Origin of the sequence: Xenophilus sp. Marseille-Q4582 (genome assembly GCF_916700565.1) — a bacterium.
In the GTDB taxonomy this organism is placed as follows: Bacteria; Pseudomonadota; Gammaproteobacteria; order Burkholderiales; family Burkholderiaceae_C; genus Xenophilus.
Genome location: NZ_CAKAKO010000008.1, coordinates 46547 through 65646, shown reverse-complemented (window position 1 = coordinate 65646; position 19100 = coordinate 46547). Strand labels below are relative to the sequence as shown.

At 67.0% G+C, this 19100-nt stretch carries 19 protein-coding genes and 1 pseudogene; 7 read left to right on the top strand and 13 right to left on the bottom strand.

The genetic code is table 11. The features are described 5' to 3' along the window. Window positions 1-6: 6 nt before the first annotated feature. Both LG388_RS25585 and LG388_RS25580 read right to left on the bottom strand, forming a co-directional pair. Window positions 7-567, bottom strand: coding sequence for a hypothetical protein (locus tag LG388_RS25585; RefSeq protein ID WP_225785384.1), 561 nt, complete (start codon window positions 565-567; stop codon window positions 7-9). A 416-nt stretch (window positions 568-983) separates the two neighbouring features. After that, window positions 984-2012 (bottom strand): caspase family protein, encoded by a 1029-nt coding sequence (locus LG388_RS25580; RefSeq protein WP_370630248.1) that lies wholly within the window; start codon window positions 2010-2012, stop codon window positions 984-986. A 124-nt stretch (window positions 2013-2136) separates the two neighbouring features. Between LG388_RS25580 and istA the strand changes: the two genes are divergently transcribed. Then, the gene (gene istA, locus LG388_RS25575; RefSeq protein WP_225782461.1) at window positions 2137-3663 is read left to right on the top strand and encodes an IS21 family transposase; all 1527 of its coding nucleotides are present in this window, start codon (window positions 2137-2139) and stop codon (window positions 3661-3663) included. Continuing rightward, window positions 3656-4471, top strand: coding sequence for an IS21-like element helper ATPase IstB (gene istB / locus LG388_RS25570; protein WP_225782451.1), 816 nt, complete (start codon window positions 3656-3658; stop codon window positions 4469-4471). The genes istA and istB overlap by 8 nt, the downstream gene beginning before the upstream one ends. A gap of 49 nt (window positions 4472-4520) precedes the next feature. Here istB and LG388_RS25565 read toward each other — a convergent pair whose 3' ends face one another. Further along, complete coding sequence (locus LG388_RS25565) at window positions 4521-5285, bottom strand: DNA-binding protein (protein WP_225785382.1); 765 nt, start codon at window positions 5283-5285, stop codon at window positions 4521-4523. A 216-nt stretch (window positions 5286-5501) separates the two neighbouring features. Here LG388_RS25565 and LG388_RS25560 point away from each other — a divergent pair. Continuing rightward, window positions 5502-5585, top strand: a pseudogene (locus LG388_RS25560) (type II toxin-antitoxin system RelE/ParE family toxin); the annotation flags it as partial. Between the two features lie 147 nt (window positions 5586-5732). Here LG388_RS25560 and LG388_RS25555 read toward each other — a convergent pair. Then, complete coding sequence (locus LG388_RS25555; protein WP_225785381.1) at window positions 5733-6779, bottom strand: YeiH family protein; 1047 nt, start codon at window positions 6777-6779, stop codon at window positions 5733-5735. A 127-nt stretch (window positions 6780-6906) separates the two neighbouring features. On the opposite strand from LG388_RS25555, the gene LG388_RS25550 reads away from it, so the two are divergent. Then, window positions 6907-7869 (top strand): LysR family transcriptional regulator, encoded by a 963-nt coding sequence (locus tag LG388_RS25550; protein WP_225785380.1) that lies wholly within the window; start codon window positions 6907-6909, stop codon window positions 7867-7869. A 162-nt stretch (window positions 7870-8031) separates the two neighbouring features. Here the strand turns inward: LG388_RS25550 and LG388_RS25545 are convergent, their stop codons facing one another. Next, window positions 8032-9075, bottom strand: a complete 1044-nt coding sequence (locus tag LG388_RS25545) for an MBL fold metallo-hydrolase (RefSeq protein WP_225785379.1) — start codon at window positions 9073-9075, stop codon at window positions 8032-8034. Between the two features lie 290 nt (window positions 9076-9365). Here LG388_RS25545 and LG388_RS25540 point away from each other — a divergent pair, with 290 nt between their 5' ends. Continuing rightward, the gene (locus LG388_RS25540) at window positions 9366-10319 is read left to right on the top strand and encodes a LysR family transcriptional regulator (RefSeq protein ID WP_225785378.1); all 954 of its coding nucleotides are present in this window, start codon (window positions 9366-9368) and stop codon (window positions 10317-10319) included. 6 nt (window positions 10320-10325) lie between these two features. Here LG388_RS25540 and LG388_RS25535 read toward each other — a convergent pair whose 3' ends face one another. The 3 genes from LG388_RS25535 to LG388_RS25525 are packed head-to-tail and all read right to left on the bottom strand — an operon-like array spanning window position 10326 to window position 12594. Beyond that, on the bottom strand, window positions 10326-11246 hold the full coding sequence (locus tag LG388_RS25535) for an amidohydrolase family protein (RefSeq protein WP_225785377.1): 921 nt from the start codon (window positions 11244-11246) through the stop codon (window positions 10326-10328). A 16-nt stretch (window positions 11247-11262) separates the two neighbouring features. Then, on the bottom strand, window positions 11263-11946 hold the full coding sequence (locus tag LG388_RS25530; RefSeq protein WP_225785376.1) for a dienelactone hydrolase family protein: 684 nt from the start codon (window positions 11944-11946) through the stop codon (window positions 11263-11265). 48 nt (window positions 11947-11994) lie between these two features. Next, a complete protein-coding gene (locus LG388_RS25525; RefSeq protein WP_225785375.1) occupies window positions 11995-12594 on the bottom strand; it encodes a 2-hydroxychromene-2-carboxylate isomerase in 600 nt (199 codons plus the stop codon). 144 nt (window positions 12595-12738) lie between these two features. Here LG388_RS25525 and LG388_RS25520 point away from each other — a divergent pair, with 144 nt between their 5' ends. Next, window positions 12739-13488 carry an SDR family oxidoreductase gene (locus LG388_RS25520; RefSeq protein ID WP_225785374.1) on the top strand — a complete coding sequence of 250 codons (750 nt, stop codon included), beginning with the start codon at window positions 12739-12741 and terminating at the stop codon, window positions 13486-13488. A gap of 41 nt (window positions 13489-13529) precedes the next feature. Beyond that, the gene (locus tag LG388_RS25515; RefSeq protein ID WP_225785373.1) at window positions 13530-14186 is read left to right on the top strand and encodes a MarC family protein; all 657 of its coding nucleotides are present in this window, start codon (window positions 13530-13532) and stop codon (window positions 14184-14186) included. 10 nt (window positions 14187-14196) lie between these two features. On the opposite strand, the gene LG388_RS25510 is transcribed toward LG388_RS25515, so the two are convergent. From LG388_RS25510 to LG388_RS25490, 5 genes are all read right to left on the bottom strand, one after another. After that, window positions 14197-14892 (bottom strand): ABC-type transport auxiliary lipoprotein family protein, encoded by a 696-nt coding sequence (locus tag LG388_RS25510; protein ID WP_225785372.1) that lies wholly within the window; start codon window positions 14890-14892, stop codon window positions 14197-14199. An 18-nt stretch (window positions 14893-14910) separates the two neighbouring features. Then, window positions 14911-15900 (bottom strand): MlaD family protein, encoded by a 990-nt coding sequence (locus LG388_RS25505; RefSeq protein ID WP_225785371.1) that lies wholly within the window; start codon window positions 15898-15900, stop codon window positions 14911-14913. A 15-nt stretch (window positions 15901-15915) separates the two neighbouring features. Continuing rightward, the gene (locus LG388_RS25500) at window positions 15916-16743 is read right to left on the bottom strand and encodes an ABC transporter ATP-binding protein (protein ID WP_225785370.1); all 828 of its coding nucleotides are present in this window, start codon (window positions 16741-16743) and stop codon (window positions 15916-15918) included. After that, on the bottom strand, window positions 16743-17951 hold the full coding sequence (locus tag LG388_RS25495; RefSeq protein ID WP_225785369.1) for an ABC transporter permease: 1209 nt from the start codon (window positions 17949-17951) through the stop codon (window positions 16743-16745). Before LG388_RS25495 ends, LG388_RS25500 begins: the two co-directional genes overlap by 1 nt. Window positions 17952-18031: 80 nt before the next feature. Continuing rightward, window positions 18032-19069 carry a LysR family transcriptional regulator gene (locus LG388_RS25490; protein WP_225785368.1) on the bottom strand — a complete coding sequence of 346 codons (1038 nt, stop codon included), beginning with the start codon at window positions 19067-19069 and terminating at the stop codon, window positions 18032-18034. Window positions 19070-19100 lie beyond the last annotated feature (31 nt).

Here is a 19100-nt window from a genome sequence, read left to right as displayed (position 1 = left end):
TCAAGTTCATTGAGGCCGGATCAATAATTCAGTGGCAATGAAGCCGCGAACGTCTTCTGGCTGCAACTCTCCAATCGCGATGGCGGTACCGGCGAATTTGCATTGCAACAGCCTGCCTACGATCGCCAGGCGACCTTTGCGCGTGCCGACACCAAGACCACGGGCGTCGCGCATATGCACGTTGTAGCGGTGCAATTCCTCCGCGATGGGGCCACTGGGACCGGGCAGCTCCACAATGACATGCTGCTCACGCAGCAGCGCCAACAAGTGCGCGAGGCTGGCACGCAAGTCGCTATGGCTACGCAACGCCGTGGCATGGCAATCGCATCTCGGCACGTGCGAATCCAGGAACAACTCGACGAGCGACTCGTCAATCTGATCGGCAGAAAGCCGACACCGTGTCATCCAATGCGCGAAGTGCGCCAACGCTCGAAGGTCCGTTGACACGGTGCCCTCGGCGTACCGGCCTCGTTCCATCAACGCCTCGAACGCATCGACATATGGTGACAGCGGGCCGTCAAGTAACCAGGCCCTGGCCAACGGGTGCAGCGAACGGATTGAATCCATGGTGATCTCCAGTTGTGAGATCACCAGTCTTGTGTTGGCCCTGGGCTTATGTCCAGATCACGAAGACCGCCGCTGTCAGTGGCATAGGCGAACCCAAGCACTCAGCTCGATCGCCTTCGGCAACTGTTCATAACTGGAACCTGTGCATAACAGCCTTTATGTAGAGCTCTACATAAAGGCTGATTTGAGTCGTTCGCGTATCCGTACTTGGGCGGCTGCATCCGCCAACACCAGCCATTGAGCGTCCCCGGCTGCGAACGCCCGCGTTACCATCGGAACCGGTCACTCGACCGCGTGGCCGGCCACGAACACGTCTGAATGGCAGCTTCTTCGTGTCGCGGCAGACTCATGTCACCCTGAGCGGTTTTAGAGTTTTGCAAATGTCAGCCCCTCATCGGCTGTGCTCAACGATGGTCCTACAGCGATGTCAGCAGCTGGTGATTCGAGAAGTCTTCTTTCGCCGCCGCTACGAGAGAGCCAAAGCTGATGTTCCTGCCGCCTCCGCCTTGCTTGAGGGTTCGCATCGCCGAATGCCACATGGCTTGACCCGACCCATAGAGTTGAAGCTTCGAAAGGTCGCCACCGGCCCGCGTCCACAACTCCTGTTCACGCGGCCCGGTCGGGAAGAGTTCGATGAGGCACTGCTCCAGTTGGCGCCAACGGTCAGCATCGACCGGCATTGACGGCGTGGAAGCGCTGCCAGGTGATTTCCTTCCGCCGCGACTCAACGCGATCGGGAAGTTCTGCTCAAGGTTGTCAGCCTTGAAGACGGGATGCTGGTCGTCCGAGACAGCCTTAGGAACCTCTTCTGCCACGTACTCGAACAGGTCGAAGACCTTAATGACCCCGCTGTTGTCTTTGTCCGCGGCGCCCTTTAGCCCTGCAAGCAACGCCGTGGTGAATATGCTGTTCCTCGCTCCCGTGAAGACGCCGGACTCCTCATCGGCGCGGCACGATGCCATCAAGGCTCGCCCTGTGCCGACCGCGAGCTTGGCGAAAGCGCTTGGGCTGTAGCCAGACTTGAACTCGTGGCCTTGGCCGTCCGTCAGGCCCTTGGAAAGGGCGGCGCCGCCAGCGTGGCAGGAGTCGATGAAAACAAGGACGCGCTTTGCCTTGATTTGGCCGAGTGCGGAAGCCAGATCGGCGGAACTGATGGCGGTACCTGCGAGGTCGGCAAGGTCACTGTCCACGGTGAGCAGCGCACTGTCATCCCCACCGGCGCTCGACAGAACTGCACCGTGACCAGAGAAGTACACGCAGACGGTGTCATCTTCGCCAGCGCGGGCGGCCAGAGCGCTCAGACCATCCAACACCGTTTCTCGCGTGGCATCGGCATTGAGCAGCGACACGACGTTGTCCGGCGCGTAGCCGCAGTAGTCAGCCGACGACAGCGTCGCGGCGATGTCCTTCACGTCGTTCAGGATCGCGGTCGGCAGGGATGAGATGTGTTGGTATGTTGATTCATTTCCAAAGCTGGGCCATTTCGGGACGCATTCACGTTGAAATTTGAGCCACGTTGCCGCTCTATCCTGCTGAATTTTTCAGCACGGGGGAGCAGGAGTGATCAACGTGAGCACATTGAGCAAGTTACGCCGCCTCGTGCTGAGGCAGGACGTGTCGGTGCGCGAGGCCAGCCGGCGCCTGGGCATCTCGCGCAACACAGCCACCAAGTGGCTCAAAGACGGGCAGATGGCCGAACCCCGATACCCGCAGCGGGTGTCGGGCCCCAGCATCCTGGATCCGTACAAGGAGCAGTTGAGCCAATGGCTCAAGGCCGATAGCCATCGCAGCAAACGCGATCGACGCGGGATCAAGGCCATGTTTGAGGCGCTGCGCGCGCAGGGCTACAGCGGCAGCCGAGGGCCGGTCTACGCCTTTGCCCAGCGCTGGCAGCAAGAGCAAGGCAACGCTGCGCGTGGTGCGGGGTTCGTGCCGCTGAGCTTCGAGTTGGGCGAGGCGTTCCAGTTCGACTGGAGCTGCGAGTACCTGTTCATCGGCGGGCTGCGCCGCCGCCTGGAAGTGGCACACACCAAGCTGGCGGCCAGTCGCGCCTTCTGCCTGGTGGCGTACTACAGCCAAGCGCACGAGATGCTGTTCGATGCGCACGCACGGGCGTTCGCCCTCTTCGGTGGCGTGCCCCGGCGGGGCATCTACGACAACATGAAGACCGCTGTGGACAAGGTCGGCCATGGCAAACAGCGCAGCGTCAATGCACGCTTCGAGGCGATGACCGGGCACTACCTGTTCGAGCCGGAGTTCTGCAACCGGGCCGCCGGCTGGGAGAAGGGGGTCGTGGAGAAGAACGTTCAGGATCGGCGCAAGGACATCTGGCGTGAGGCCAGCGAGCGGCGCTGGGGGACGCTTGGTGAACTCAACGACTGGTTGCAGCAGGCCTGCGTGAAGGCCTGGGCTGAGATGAGTCACCCGGAATGGACTCAGCTCACGGTGGCCGATGTCTGGCAGGACGAACGTGCTCGTCTCATGCCCAACCCCCGTGCGTTTGATGGCTACGTGGAGCAGCCGGTACGGGTCTCTGCGACCGCACTGATCCACTTCCAGCGCAACCGCTACAGCGTGCCGTGTGAATGGATTCATGCGGTGGTCAGTCTGCGGGCCTACGCGGATGGCCTGCTGGTGGTCGGGCCCGATGGGCGACAGGTGCGCCTGGCGCGCAGCTTCGAACGTGATCAGACGCTCTACGACTGGATGCATTACATCGCGCTCATCGAGCGAAAGCCCGGCGCGCTGCGCAACGGCGCGCCCTTCAAGACCATGCCCGAGCCACTGCAGGAAATGCAGCGCCAGTTGCTGCGCCACAGCGGTGGCGACAGGGTGATGGCGCAGGTGCTCATGGGGGTGAGCCTGCATGGACTGGAGGCCGTGGTGGTGGCGGTAGAGCTGGCGCTGCAGTCCGGGCGGGTGAGTGCCGAGCACGTGCTCAACGTGCTCTCGCGTCTGAAGGAGCAGCGCGTGCCCGAGCCACCGGTGGCCACGATGCTCAAGCTCAACACGCCGCCACTGGCCAACCTGCAGCGCTACGACGCACTGCGCAACGTCCAGCCTCATGAGGCATCACCGGAGTCCGACCATGCATGACGTCATTGATGCCCTCAAAGCGCTGGGCCTGCACGGCATGGCCAGTGCCTGGCCGGAGGTACTGGGCACCGCCCGCATGAAGTCGCTGGATCATGAGGCCGTGCTGCACCAGCTCATCAAGGCCGAGACCGCTCAGCGTGAGGTGCGTTCCATGGCTTACCAGATGCGCGTGGCGCGCTTCCCTTCGCACCGTGACCTCGCCGGCTTTGACTTCGCCCACGCGCAGCTCGACGAAGCACTGGTGCGCCAGTTGCACACCCTTCGCTTCGTGGAGTCGGCGCACAACGTGGTGCTGGTTGGTGGCCCCGGCACGGGTAAAACCCACCTGGCCACGAGCCTGGGGATCGAGGCCATTCGCATGCATGGCAAGCGGGTGCGCTTCTTCTCAACGGTGGAGCTGGTCAACGCCCTGGAGCTGGAGAAGGCGCAGAACAAGGCCGGGCAAATGGCGCACCGCCTGATGTACGTCGATCTGGTGATCCTGGATGAACTGGGCTACCTGCCATTCACGCAGTCGGGCGGCGCGATGCTGTTCCACCTGCTCTCCAAACTCTATGAGCGAACGAGCGTGGTGATCACCACCAACCTCACCTTCTCGGAGTGGAGCAGCGTCTTTGGAGACGCCAAGATGACCACGGCCTTGCTTGACCGGCTCACGCACCATTGCCACATCGTCGAGACGGGCAACGAGAGCTGGCGATTCAAGCACTCCAGTGCCGCTGGCGCGGCTCCCCCAAAGCAACGCCCAAAGAGCCAGAAAGGAGATCGAAAAACAGCAGACCCGATAGACTTATCCACAACCGAATAGTCAAAGAATCCATCAACCCAGTGGCTCAATATTCAACGTGATCACTGGCTCAGTTGTGCTGATGAATCAACACCTGGTGCAGATCGCCCTGGGCGCGCGACAAATCGCCCAGGAGGCGTGCGTTTTCCTGAAGGGTATGGACGGCTTCCTGCTGCTTGGTGGCCAAGGTCTCGTTCACGGTGCGCAACTCGGCCTGCAGGTACTGCACCTGCTGTTCGTGCTTGCGCTGGTCCTGGTCGCGCTGCTCCTTTGTGGATTCCCGGAAATGCTCCAGCGCCTGGCGCGCGTGCTTGTGCTTTTCTTCCAGGGATTGGCGATGGCGCTCTTCGGCCGCGAGGCGCTCCTGCAGGTCGGCCACCTGCTGGACGAGCTGAGTGTTTTCCAGGGTCTTGCGGCTCAGAGCTTCGCTGGTTTTGCCGTGAGCGTTTTTTTCGTCGGCCAGGGCCCGCTGGGTTTGCTCCAGCTGCTGGCGCGTGGCCAGCGCCTCGGATTTCAGGGCCGCGACGGCTTGCTGCTGTTGGCTCAGCTGCTCGGCGTGCTTGGCCTGCGCCGTGGTGACCCGCTCTTCCGCTTCTTCATTGACGCGGGCGGCTAGGCGACCCACCAGGTCCTGGATTGCCTCGCTGACGGCTACGCGGCTGCCGGTGGCTGGCCCTTCCTCTTCCTCGATCTCCTTCAGGTAGCGATGGATCGTGGTTTTGGAGCCGCTGCCCAGCTCTTCGCGCACCGCATCGATGGACGGATTGCGCCCTGCGGCCAGCAATTTATCGCGGGCACGCAGCACTTCAGACTTGTAGATTCCGGCTCGGGCCATGGTTCACCTCGTTATTTCGTACTGTAGTATGTACCATGATATTACATACTATTTAAGAGGTCAATAAATCATAGATCTTAGTAAATATCACACTGGGTAATAGTGGATTATCCAATGTTAGGCAAATTTTGGACTGAATGAGCCGTGGCGCAGGTGTCGGTTGGGCGGAACCACCCATTCGGCGCCATTGGCACGCCTGATGCACCCAGGCGGACGGGTTTCGGCTCGGCCGGCGTGCTGGAGGTGGTCGAGGACCACCGGGGCGACACCTACCGGGCCGTCTACACCGTCAAGTTCGCCGCTCCCCAGCGGGCCACCCAAAGTGCTCCACTTATGAGGGGTGATCTCGGTTTCGGCGCAAATCGCAGCGCCTTGAATTCTGGGTTTACCCTTGGCTTCTCGGTGTTCTGCACGGAAATTGAGATCACCCCGAGACGGGGAACCGACTCACGGCCCTAGATAAATTGCAGCCAACACAATACCGGCCATCCACAGCGTCTCGATCAGCAGCAGCAAAAAGGGCCGCCAGCCTGCGCGGGCCAGTTGCCCGAACGATGTCTTGATGCCCAAGGCCGCGATGGCAACAACCAGACACGCACGCGATACGTCGTTGAGACCCGCCTGCACCGCTGCTGGCACGCCCCCAATGGAATTGATGATCACCAGCGCCACGAACACCCACAGAAACCATGGTACCAAGGCCTGCTTGGTTGCAACGGTGCCGTCTCCGTCTTCACCCTGCTCACGTGCCTTCTTGAACAAGGTCGACACCACGACCACGACAACGGCCAGCATGGACACACGGAACAGCTTGACGATGGTGGCGTAGTCGCCGGTCTCCGGGCTCAGCATGTAGCCTGCGCCGACCACCTGTGCAACATCGTGGATCGTGCCGCCGAGAAACAAGCCGGCCAGCTCGGGCGGCAGATGCAGCAACCGGGCCGCCAGCGGATAGATCACCATGGCCAGGGTGGACAACACGGTCACGGTCACGACAACCATCAAGGTAAAGCGCTCACTGTCCTTGGTGCGTGGCAGCACGGCCGAGATCGCCAGGGCGGCGGACGCGCCGCAAATGGCGACCGCACCGCCGGACAGCACGGATTGCGCGCGGTTCAGACCCAGAAAGCGGCCCAGCAGCACCCCGCACAGCAGCGTGGTCACGACGGCGGCGATCACGATGCCCGCCGTGGTCCAGCCCAGGCCCGCAATCTGGCTCGCCGTGATCCGCGCACCGAGCAGGCCGACGCCCACCCGCAGCACGGTGCGCGAACAGAACTCGATGCCGGGCCGGGTCTTGGGATCCTGGCTCAGGTAGTGAAAGGCCACGCCAAAGAACAGCGCGTACAGGAACTGGGGCCCGCCGTGCAACGTGGACACCAGGGTCGCGGCCATCGCAATCACACAACACAGGCCCGTGCCGGGGAGAAACTGCAGCAGTTGCTGCGGCAGTCCTGGTGGGCGGGCCGTGTCCGCAGCGGATGTTGGCGACAAGGAGTTGGACACAGGAAAAACCTTTTTCAATCAAACATGTGGGATGCGCAGGAGACGCCTTATTCCTTTCACGAATTTGATAATAGGCATAAGTCATAAAGTAAAAAATCAGATAATATCTTTCATAATGATCGATAAATCCAATCAATCATCGTTCCAGCGCCTGCGCGTGAACCTGCGTCAGCTGGAGGTCTTTCTGGCCACGGCGCGCGGCGGCAGCACACGTGCGGCGGCCGATCGCATCGCGCGCTCGCAGTCGGCGGCCAGCACCTCGCTGGCGGATCTCGAGGCCGCGCTGGGCGTCGAACTGTTTGACCGCGTCGGCCGGCGCCTGCAGCTCAACGAAAACGGGCGCGCGCTGCTGACCAAGGCCCAGGTCCTCGTTGATCAGGCGGCCGAATTGCAAGCGCTGTTCACGGACGAGCACGCAGCGCCGTTGCGGGTGGCGGCCAGCTTCACGATCGGCGAGTACCTGTTGCCCAGCCTGGTGTCGCGGTGGACGCAACTGCACCCCAAGAGCAAGATCCATCTGCGCATTGGCAATACCAGTGAAGTCATCGATGCGGTCGCAGCACTGGACGTCGACATCGGCTTTGTGGAGGGTTCGCAGACGCATGCCGACCTGCTGGTGCAGCCGTGGCGGGACGATGAGATGGTGATCCTCGCGGCGCCTGACCATCCCCTGGCGAAGGGCTGCGCAACGCTCCACCAGTTGGCCCAAGCCACCTGGGTGGTGCGGGAACACGGCTCCGGCACACGCCAGACCACGGATGACTGGTTGCTCAACAACCTGGCGCAGGTGCGTATCGGCTTCGAACTGGGCAGCAACGAGGCGGTCAAGCGCGTCGTGGCGACCAGCGATGGCCTGGGCTGCCTGTCTCGCTACGCCGTGGAACAAAGCGTGGCGGACGGGCACCTGGTTGAACTGCAAACGCGCCTGCCCAAGGCAAGCCGCAAGCTCACCATCGTGCTGCACCGTGAAAAGCGGCTGGGCCGTGCGACCCAGGACTTCCTGACGCACTGCACACACTCTGCCACCTCGCTGCGATCGCCATTACAAGGGTACGATGCCGATCAAACCCTTTGCTGATGGCCGCTGTAGGTGTCTGCGCGGCAGAACCGGGTAGTTCCTGATGCGGCGCGACACGGAGCATGCGTTGAGCGGGGCATGCTGCAAGCTACCGACCCTACGAACCCGAGCAGAGCTTGGTGTCGAACTCACGGCGCAAGGTGCCAACTCGAGCCAGGAGACTCAGCCTTCAAGAGCCTGCCACATCTGGCGGTCGCGCTCGGCAGTCCAGATGCGAGGGTCGGGGTACTGGGTGGCTTCGTCGTAGGCGCGAGTCACGTCAAACGGCATACAGTGGTTGAAGATGACCCAGTGGCCGTACTTGGGTTGCAGCTTGGCAAAGGTTTCTTGGTACACCTGTCGCAGGTCTTTGCCTGCAGCAGCGCCTGTGCTCACCGACTCGTATACGTCATGAATGAAGTCGCGCGTCCCTTTCAGACCGGCCTGAACTTGCTCAGCGGTTTGAAGCGCAGCGCCGCGGCCGGGTACCAGTTTCTCCGGGTTGAGCGCGGCGATGTTGTCCAACGTTTGCGGCCAGTCTTTGAAGTAGGCGTCACCGGCATACGGTGTCGCATCGAACTCCACCAGGTCGCCACTGAAAAGCACCTTCTCCGAAGGAATCCAGGCAACGATGTCGCCCTTGGTGTGACCACGGCCAACTTGCAGCAGCTGGACTTCCAGCTTGCCCAGCCAAATCGTCATGTTGCCGACGAAGGTCATGGTGGGCCAGGTTAGTCCCGGCGGCACGCTTTCGACGTTCTGGAACAGACGAGGGAAGCGGCCGATTTCGCTGTCCTTGTCGAACTGGCCCCGCTCGACAATCATGTCGTAGGCATCTTGGCTGGCAATGATTTGCTCGCCGCCTTCTGCCATGTAGGCCGAGGCCCCCAACACACGCACCGCGTGGTAGTGGCTCAGCACCACGTACTTGATAGGCTTGTCGGTCACTTCCCGGATGCGACGAATGACGTCCTGGGCCATGACCGGTGTAGCCTGAGTGTCGAGTACCATCACTGCGTCGTCGCCGATGATGATGCCGGTGTTGGGGTCGCCTTCGGCGGTGTACGCGTAGGCATGTTCCGAGAGGCGGTCGAAGGAGACCTTCTTTTCTTCAAGGTCTGCAGCCGAGGCAAAGGTTTCGAGGTCTTCATTTTTAAACTCCTGTTTGAGGGCAACGATTCGGATCAGGGGACAGGCGCCGGGCCTGCCGTCTCGGGTCTGCGTCATCGCTGGCCCGTGCAACGAATTGTGGATGCCGCGACTCCGTAGAAACCCGTGCATTTCGAATCACGGTGTTCCCGAAATCGAAACAATCGCCCTCTTGAAATCTGAACCGACATGAGACTGAAGCCCCCACGCTCCCCCGCTGCGCGAGGTCCGCTGCCCCCCGAGGGGATGCTCGCCGCCTTGGGGCGGCCCTGCGGTGGCGAGGCGCCCCCCCGCTCCGCCGCTTCGCGCGGTCCGCTGCCCCTCCGAGGGGGCGTGTCAGCAGCTTCGGGCGGCCGGGTGGCGCTGACATGGACAGCCTCGACCTGATCCGCGCCTTCCGCGAAGTCGCCGTGCAGGGCAACTTCTCGCGCGCCGCCACGCGGCTGGGCATTTCCAAGGCCACGGCCAGCAAGTACGTGGCCGAGCTGGAGACGCGCTTCGGCGTGCGCCTGCTCAACCGCTCCACACGCTCGGTGAGCCTCACGGACGCCGGCCAACTGCTGCTGGAGCGCAGCGCGCCCATGCTGGAGATGGTGGAGCTCACGCAGGCCGAGCTGGCCGAGCGGGCCAGCGCCCCGCGCGGGCGCCTGCGCATCGCCGCCCCGTATGCCATGGGCAGCAGCGGCGAACTGCCCACGCTGCTGGCCGAATTCATGGGCTTCTACCCCGAAGTGCAGGTGAGCCTGCACCTGTCCAACCACGTGGACCTGGCGGAGGACGGCATCGACGTGGAGCTGCGCTTCGGCCCGGTGGAAAACGAGAACCTGATCGTGCGCAAGCTGCTGCAGGTGCCCATGGTGGTGTGCGCATCGCCCGTCTACTGGAAGAAGCACGGCAAGCCCACGCATCCCACGCAGCTGGCGCAGCATGACGCACTCACGCTGATCCGCGAAAGCATGCACCCGGTCTGGCGCTTCGAGGACAAGGGCAAGTCCATCGACGTGCGCGTGAACAGCCGCATGGAAGCGACCGAGGGCGGGCCGCTGGTCGAGGTGGCGATGCACGGCTTCGGCGTGATCTACGTGCCGGCGCTCGCGGTGCAGCCACAGATCGACCATGGCGAGCTGGTGCCGGTGCTGCAGAAATACGCCCGGCAGGACATGTGGGTGTCGGCCGCCTACCTGCAGCGGCGCCACAACAGCGCCGCACTGCGCGCGCTGCTGGACTACCTGCAGGACCGCGCCAAGAGCCGGGGCCGCTTCAAGGGCGAAGTGCCGCCCGGTACGGTGCCGGACCCCGCTGCTGCTGCCAAGACGGCTTGAACGGCGTCAACGCATGCCGAACAGGGCGGCGGCATTGCCCCAGCCCACCTGCCGGGCCAGCGCCGGCGGCAGGTCGCCCAGCCAGCGGCGGTAGCCCTGCATCAGCCCGTCGTAGTCCACCCAGCGCTGGTTGACCCAGGTGTCGGAGCCGATCACGAAGCGCGTCGGGTAGGCCTCGATCAGCGCGCGCCATTCGGCGCAGAGCGCACCCCCCTCACACGTCAGGCCAGGGCGATAGGACAGTTCTCCCACCAGCCGCGGGTAGCGCTCCAGCATCTCCCGCACGCGCGCCACGGGCACACCGCCGATGCCGGTGTGGGCCCAGATCAGCCGCGTCTCGCGCCCTTTCGAAGGCGTGTGCGCCATGAGCTTGTCCACCGCCACGTCGTCCACATGCGCCAGCACGGCCAAGTCGCGCTGCTCGGCCAGGGCCATGAGCTGGCGGGCGACGGGGCCATCGGCATTCGCACTGTCGTAGAGGTGGAATTCGCCGATGCCGCGGTAGGGGCCGCTGGCCGTGCCGCGCGCCAGCTCGGCGAGCACCATCTCATGGATGCTCGGGTCGCGGAACCAGTTCGTGTAGTCGGCCCGGTTGCGGTACAGGCGGACGAAGGGCACGACCGTGACACTGGCCTCACGCGTCTCGCGGGCCGCGGCCAGCGTGCGCGTGCCCTCGTTGGGCCGCGAGTTGCCGACGATGGCGCGCACGCCGTTGCGCTGCAGGCGCGCCAGCGCCTCGGCGGGCGGGAAGGGGCCGCTGCTGCCGTTCCACGCTTCCTCGTTGTAGTGCAGGTGCGTGTCGAACAGCGGCCCGGCGTAGTCGGCGGCCGGGGCCGCGCCAGCGCCCGCCCATGCCAGGACGGCGGCCGCCGCCAGCCCGCGCCAGCGGCGCGACGGGCGTGCGTCGCGCTTGAAAGCCCCCGGCATCGCCGCGCGTAGGCCTTCAGCCGACGTGCTTGCGCAAGAAGTCCAGCGTGCGCTCCTTGGCCGTGGCGGCCGCGCCCGCGTTGTACGAGCCACGCTGGTCGCAGTTGAAGCCGTGGTCGGCCGCGTACAGGTGCACCTCGACCTCGGGATGCGCCTTCTCGAAGGCCTGCACGGAATCCACCGGGATCCAGTGGTCGCGCTCGCCGAAATGGGCCAGCACCGGCACCTTGGGCTGGCGGGCGGCTTCTTCGGGCGTGGTCATGCCGCCGCCGTAATAGGGCACGGCGGCCGACAGGCCGTTGAGTTCGCTGGCCGCACGCCACACCAGCAGGCCGCCCCAGCAATAACCCACGATGCCCACTTTGCCGGCACGGCCCGCGTATTCGACGGCGGCCTGCAGGTCCTGCAGCACGCCGGGCGCGGGCAGTTCCTCGACCGCGGTCTTGAGCGCGAAGCCGGCCTTCATGTCGTCTTCGGTGTAGCCCAGCTCCACGCCGGGCTTGACGCGGTGGAAGGTGGACGGCGCAACGGCCAGGTAGCCGGCGGCCGCGTAGCCATCGGCCACCGAGCGGATGTGCGAGTTGACGCCGAAGATCTCCTGCACCACCACGATCGCGCCCTTGGGCGTGCCGGCGGGCTCCGCCACGTAGGCGGGGAAGCTGAAGCCATCCTTGGCGGTGAGGTCGATGAATTGGCCCATGGAAGTTCCTTGTACAGATGAAGGTGAAAGGGAAATGGAAGCGCTTGCTCAGCGCGCGAGCGCGCGTTCGACGAAATCGAGCCGGTCCTGGCCCCAGAACATCTCGCCGTCCACCACATAGGTGGGGGCGCCGAAGACCTGGAGTTCGATGGCTTCCTGCGTGAAGGCCTGGTAGCGCTGCTGCACCTCGGGCGCCTGGGCCGCGTCGAGCAACGCGGCCGGCAGGCCCTGGGCCGCCAGCAAGTCGGCCCGCACGGCCGCATCGGCGATGTCGCGCTCCTCGGCCCACACGGCCGCCATCACGCGGCCCGTGAAGGCCAGCGCCTGCGCCGTGCCCTGGTCCGCCTCGACGGCCAGGATCAGCCGCGCCGCATCGTCGGGCTTCACGGGGAAGAAGCGCGGCTGCAGGTTCAGCGGCAGTTGCAGGTGCTTGGCGAAGCGCGCCAGCTCCACCAGCCGGTAGGCCTGGCGCTGCGGCGCGCGCTGGGCCAGCGGCAGGCCGCCCGACACCGGGAAGACCTGGTTCAGGTCCATGGGCTTCAGGCGCACGGTGGCGCCGGCGGCCTCGGCCATCGCCACCAGGCGGGCATGGCCCAGGTAGGTCCAGGGACTGTGGGGCGCGAAGAAGTAGTCGAGGGTCGAGGGCAAGCGGAACTCCGGACGGACGGTTGCCAGAAAAGGGCGGGCGGGAGAAAGGCCGATGGTTTAATGCCGGCCAGCGGCGCGCGGGTGGTCGCGTCCGCGCCGGCCCCGGTTGTACCGCAGGCGCCGCATTCATGCAGGAGAAAGCTCTTGGATTCGCAGGTGCTCTTGGTCACCGGCGGCAGCCGCGGCATCGGCGCGGCCACCGCGCTGCGCGCCGCGCGCGCCGGCTATGCCGTGGCCGTCAACTACACGCGCCAGTCGCTCGCGGCCGACGAGGTCGTGCGCGCCATCCGCGCCGAGGGCGGCACGGCCCTCACGGTGCAGGCCGACGTGGGCGACGAGGCGCAGATCGTGGCCATGTTCCGCAAGGTGGACGCCAAGCTCGGACGCCTCACGGCGCTGGTCAACAACGCGGGCGTCGTGGACGCGAAAGCCGACCTGGCGCAGATGGACGCGGCGCGGCTGGAGCGCATGTTCCGCATCAACGTGGCGGGCAGCTTCCTGTGCGCGCGCGAGGCCGTGCGCCGCATGAGCACGCGCCACGGCGGCAGCGGTGGCGCCATCGTCAACGTGAGCAGCGCCGCTGCCCGCCTGGGCTCGCCGGGCCAGTACGTGGACTACGCAGCCAGCAAGGGCGCCATCGACACCTTCACCGTGGGCCTGGCCAAGGAAGTGGCGGACCAGGGCATCCGCGTGAACGCCGTGCGACCCGGGCTGATCGACACCGAGATCCATGCCTCGGGCGGCATGCCCACGCGCGCCTTCGACCTGGCCAGCACCGTGCCCATGCAGCGCACCGGCACCGCCGACGAGGTGGCGGCCGCCATCTGCTGGCTGCTCTCGGCCGAGGCCAGCTACACCACCGGCAGCTTCATCGACGTGGGCGGCGGACGCTAGGCGGCCCCTCCCGCGCGCACCCCACGGACGCAGGAGCCGCCATGGCCACCTCGATGGACCTCATCAAGCCGCTGGTCACGCTGGTGGCCATCGTCAACCCGCTGGGCATCGTGCCCTTCTTCATCCACTACACGCAGGGCTACACGGCGGCCCAGCGCCTGCGCACGGCCCAGGTGGCGGCCTTCAGCGCCTTCCTGGTCATCGCCATCAGCGCGCTCATCGGCCAGCAGCTGCTGGGCTTCTTCGGCATCTCCATCGCCAGCTTCCAGGTCGGCGGCGGGCTGTTGCTGCTGATCAGCTCGCTGTCGATGCTCAACGCGCAGCCGGCGGAGGCCAAGGCCAGCGCCGAGGAAGTGCGCGCCACCGAGGTGAAGGCCGCCATGGGCGCCTCCATCGCCGTGGTGCCGCTGACCATCCCGCTGCTGACCGGCCCGGCCACCATCTCGACCATGGTGATCCACGCCACCCAGACCCAGACCTGGTGGCAGATGGCGCTGCTGATCGGCTACGGCGTGGTGATCGCGGGCCTCACGCTGCTGGCCTTCTCGCTGGCCGAACCGATTGCGCGCGTGCTGGGCAAGACCGGCATCAACGTCATGACCCGCCTCATGGGCCTGATCCTCGCCGCGCTGGCCGTGGAGGTGATGGCGAACGGGCTGGGGAAGCTGTTTCCCGTTCTGGAAAGAAGCCCTCTCTAGCGCCGGCCCGTCAGCGCTGGGCCGCCTCGATCCATTGCATGATCTCGGCCACCGCGGCATCGGTGGCCGCCGTGAGCGCCTTCACGCCGCCGGGCGCGTCGGCCGTGGGCGCGGGGCGCTGCACGGTGAAGCTGCGCTGCGCCAGCACGCGGTCGCCCGCGGGGCCGTTGCGCAGCAGCGTGGCGCGCAGGCGCACCAGGCCCGTACTCTGCTGCGGCGCCTGGAAATAGTGGCTGAACTCGTCGAGCGAAATGCGCAGCACGTCGGGCACGCGGCCGTCCTGGCGCGCGATGCTGGCCGCCTCGTCGGGGCCGAGCACGGCGCGCTGGGCCGACAGCGATTCGCGCAGCCGCTGGCGCAGCAACTGGCCTGGCGCTTGGCTCCAGCGCGCCTGGCCGTAGGCATGCAGCACCTGCGGATCGGCGTAACCCAGGCGGTAGAGCAGCTGCGTGCCGTCGAGCCGGCCCGTCGCTTCGATGTCGGGCAGCGTGAGCGCGGGCCGCTGCGCGGCGGGCGCGGCAGGGGTGGCCGGGGTCGCTGCCATCGGCAAGGGGCCGGGCCCGAAGTCGTAGAGCGTGGCGCGCTGGGGCTTGTCGGGCAGCGAACCGCAGGCACTCAGCAGCACGGCCGCCGAGGCCAGCAGCAGACCGGAGAAGGGCGCGCGCGCGCGAGTGCGCACGGAAGAAAAGTCGGTGAAGAGGGACATCGCAAAAGCCTCCGGTCGTCAGGGCTGCGCAGCGGTCGCCGCAGGCGGCGGCGTGAAGCCGGCTTCGCCCGGGCCGGGCTCAGCCGCGCCGCGGCCGAACAGCAGCGACTGCGGGTTGTCGTTGAGGCTGTCGGCCACGCGGCCCAGGCGGCGCATGGTCAGCGAGGCCTCGTCGGCCACGCGGTTCAGGCGCGGCAAGGTGGCGCCGTTGAAGCTGTCCATGCCCTGGCTCAGCGCCTGCGTGCCGGTGGCCAGCCGGTCGATGGGGCCGTCGGGCGCGTTCAGGCGCGTGACCGTGCCGTTGAAGTTGTTGGCCACGCGCGAGACGTCGGCGGCCGCCGTCTTCACGGTGCCGAGTGCCGTGGTGGCATGGCTGGCCAGCGGCGGAATGGCGGCCAGCGCGGGCTCGAGCCGGTTCTTGATGGTGCTGTCGAGCTGGCGCGTGAGCTGGTTGGCCGACTCGCTGGTGCGCGCGATGTTCTCCAGCGCCTGCGCCACGCGCTGCTGGTTGGCGTCGCCCAGCAGTTCGTTCATGCGCGTGGTGACCTGCTCGACCTGCTTGATGATCACCTCGCCGCGGTCCTGCAGTTGCGCCAGCGCCGAGGGGCGCAGCGGAATGCGCGGCGGGTCCTCGTCGTTGGGCGCCAGCGGCTCCTGCGATTCGCCCTTGTCGTCGAGGGCGATGAAGGCCAGGCCCGTGACGCCCTGGTAGCTTAGGGTGGCATAGGTGGACTTGGTCAGCGGCACCGCTTCGTCCACCGACAGCCGCACGCGCACGTTGCCCTTGTGCCCGGGGTCGAAGTCGATGCTCGTCACCTTGCCCACGGCGATGCCGCGGTAGCGCACGGCCGCCTGCGGCTGCAGGCCGCTGACCGGATCGCGCGTGGACAGCTCGTACACATGGCGCACGGTGTCGTCGCGCGTGAACCAGACGATCAGGGCCACGAGCGCCGCGACCAGTCCGACCACGAAGGCGCCGGCGGCGAAGGCATGGGACTTGTTTTCCATGGCGTGTTCCTTTCTTCAGGCGGCATCCGTCGCCCCGCCGGGCTCCTGATGCCGGTCCTTGTCATCCAGGGCCAGCAGGGCCCGCTGGCCGCGCCCGCCCAGGAAGTAGTGGCGGATGAAGGGATGGTCCACCGCGATCACTTCCTGCGCCGTGCCGGCGACGATCACGCGCCGGTCGGCCAGCACGGCGATGCGCGTGGACAGATCGAGCAGCGTGTCCAGGTCGTGCGTGACCATCACCACCGTCAGGCCCAGCTCGCGGTGCAGGCCGCGCAGCAGGTCGCAGAAGCTGTCGGAGGCTTCCGGGTCCAGGCCCGCGGTGGGCTCGTCCAGCAGCAGCAGCGGCGGGTCCATGATCAGCGCGCGCGCCAGCGCCACGCGCTTGATCATGCCGCCCGACAGGTCGGCCGGCATCTTGCTCGCGTGCTCGGGGCCCAGCCCCACCATCTGCAGCTTGACCCGCGCGGCGTCGCGCACCAGGTCGTCGGGCAGCAGCTTGAGTTCGCGCAGCGGCAGCGCGATGTTGTCGAGCACGCTGAAGGCCGAGAACAGCGCGCCGTGCTGGAACAGCATGCCCACCAGCGCCCCACCCTGCGCGCCGAGCGCGGCCGGCGGCGCGCCCAGCACGCGCACCTGGCCACGCGTGGGCGCCTGCAGGCCCAGGATCTGGCGCAGCAGCACCGTCTTGCCCGTGCCCGAGCCACCGACCAGCGACAGAATTTCGCCGCGGCGGATCTGCAGCGCCAGGTCCTGGTGCACCACCTGTTCGCCGCCGGGCTTGGCGAACACGGTCCACAGGCCCTGGATGTCGACGACCACGTCGCCCTGGAGGTCCACCGCCATCATCCGACCCGGAATCCAACGCCGCGAAAGAGCACGGCGAAGATCGCATCCACCACGATCACCACCGTGATCGACGTGACCACCGACGAAGTCGTGCCGCGCCCCAGGCTGTCGGTGTTGGGCTCCACGCGCAGGCCGTGGTGGCAGGCAATCAGCGCGATCAGCATGCCGAAAACCACCGACTTGGCCAGCGCCAGCACGATGTTGCTGAAGGGCACGGCGCGCGGCAGCTGCTGCACGAAGAAGGCGGGCGAGATGTCCAGCGCCAGCTGCGCCGCGAACATGCCGCCGATCAGCGCCGCCGCCGAGGTCCACAGCGCGATCAAGGGCATGGCCACGGCCAGCGCGATCACGCGCGGCATCACGAGCCGGAAGCCGTGCGGGATGCCCATCACGCGCATCGCATCCAGTTCCTCGGTCACGCGCATCACGCCGATCTGCGCCGTCATGGCCGAGCCCGAGCGGCCCGCGATCAGCACGGCGGCCAGCACCGGCCCCAGTTCGCGGATCAGCGACAGGCCCAGGATGTTGACGATGAAGCTCTCGGCGCCGAAGTTGCGCAGCTGGTTCGACATCAGATAGGCCAGCACCACGCCGATCAACAGGCCCACCAGGGCCGTGATCGGCAGCGCCGTGGCGCCGGTGTTGTAAAGGTGGCCCGAGATGTCGCGCCACGGCGCGCGCTGCGGCGCGCGCACGAGCCGGCCCAGGTCCAGCGCCAGTTGGCCCAGCAGGGTGAGCGCGTCGCGGCCCACGCGCAGCAGCACCGGGCCGCGCGACCACCTGCCCAGGAGCCAGGCATGCCAGCGCTGGCCGATGGAGGGCGCGGCGCCGGTCGGCGCGTGCCCGCTGAAACGCGCCACGTGGTCCAGCACGGCCTGGTGCGAGTCGCCGAGCTCGATGCGCTGGGGCCAGGCCTGGCCCCAGTGGTTCCACAGCAGTTGCGCGCCGATGTGGTCCAGCTGTTCCAGCCCGCGCAGATCCCAGGCGTCAGAGGCGCCGGGCTGCGCGCCGCGGCTGTCCTGGAGCGCGCGTTCCAGCGCGGCCCAGGCGCCGGGCTGGGCGAAGCCGAGCGCTGTCCAGCGGCCGGTCGGCGCCCACGGGCCGTGCTCCTCGGCCTGCGCGCGCTGCAGCCGCGGCCCGTCGGCGGCGGGGCGGGCGTCAGCGGGGTCGGCGGCGCGGTCGTGAGCGCTCGGAGCCTCGGTCATGGCGGGCGACAAGGGCAGCAGGGTGGGACCAGTCGGGCCGGCGGCCCACGGTGGGCACGCCAGCTGCAAAACCGGGCATCCTACCTGCTGCGCATGACGCGCCAGGCCGGATGCGCGGACCTCCCACAGGGTTTCAGGGCGCCGGCTGGCCGGCCCGGCAGCGCGAAGCCCCCCTCGAACGCCACACGCAACCAGTCCACGAACACGCCCACGGCGCGCGGCACATGGGGGGCGTAAGGGCGGATGGCGTAGATGTGCTCGCCGAAGGCCCCCACCGATTCCCAGGGCGTGAGCACCTGCACCAGCTTGCCGGCCTGCAGCGCGGCCTGGGCGCTGAAGTCAGGCAGCAGCGCGATGCCCAGGCCGGCGATGGCGGCGTCGCGCAGCGCCTCGCTGTTGTTGGCGCAGAAGGGACCGGCCACGGCCACCGTGGTGCGCGCGGGCGCGGCCTCGCCCCGGCGCCGGCGCGCCTCGTGCGGCAGGAAATGCCACGCCGGCTGGTGCGTGCCGCGCGGGTAATAGAGACAGTCGTGCGCCTGCAGGTCCTGCGGCGCCTGCGGCGTGCCGCGCCGGCGCAGGTAGGCGCGGCTGGCCACCAGCACGGTGCGCGTGCGGCACAGCGCCCAGGCCACGTGCGTGTCGGGCGGCGCGGCGGTATGGCGGATCGCCAGGTCCAGGCCCTCCATGCTCAGCGCGCTGAGCCGGTCCGACAGCTCCAGCTCCACGCGCACCTCGGGCTGCGCGCGCAGGAAGTCCGGCAGCCGCGGCACCAGCTGCTGGCGCGCCAGGGCCACGGGCGCCGTGATGCGCAGGCGCCCGCGCGGCACGCCGGCCAGATCGCGCACGCCCGCGAAGCTATGGGCGATGGCCTCGAAGGGCGCGCGGGTTTCCTCCACCAGGCGCTGGCCGGCCTCGGTCAGACGCAGGCTGCGCGTGGTGCGCTGCACCAGCGGCACGCCGGCCGCACGCTCCAGCGCGGCGATGCGCTGGCTCACGGCCGCCTTGCTCACGCCCAGGCGCTGCGCGGCGGCCGTGTAGCTGCCCTGCTGCGCCAGCACGCCCAGCCAGTGCAGGTCGGCCCAAGGCCGCTCGGTGTCCGCGGTGTTCGGCATTTTCATGCAGCCATTGTTCACCGATTTGAACAATGCG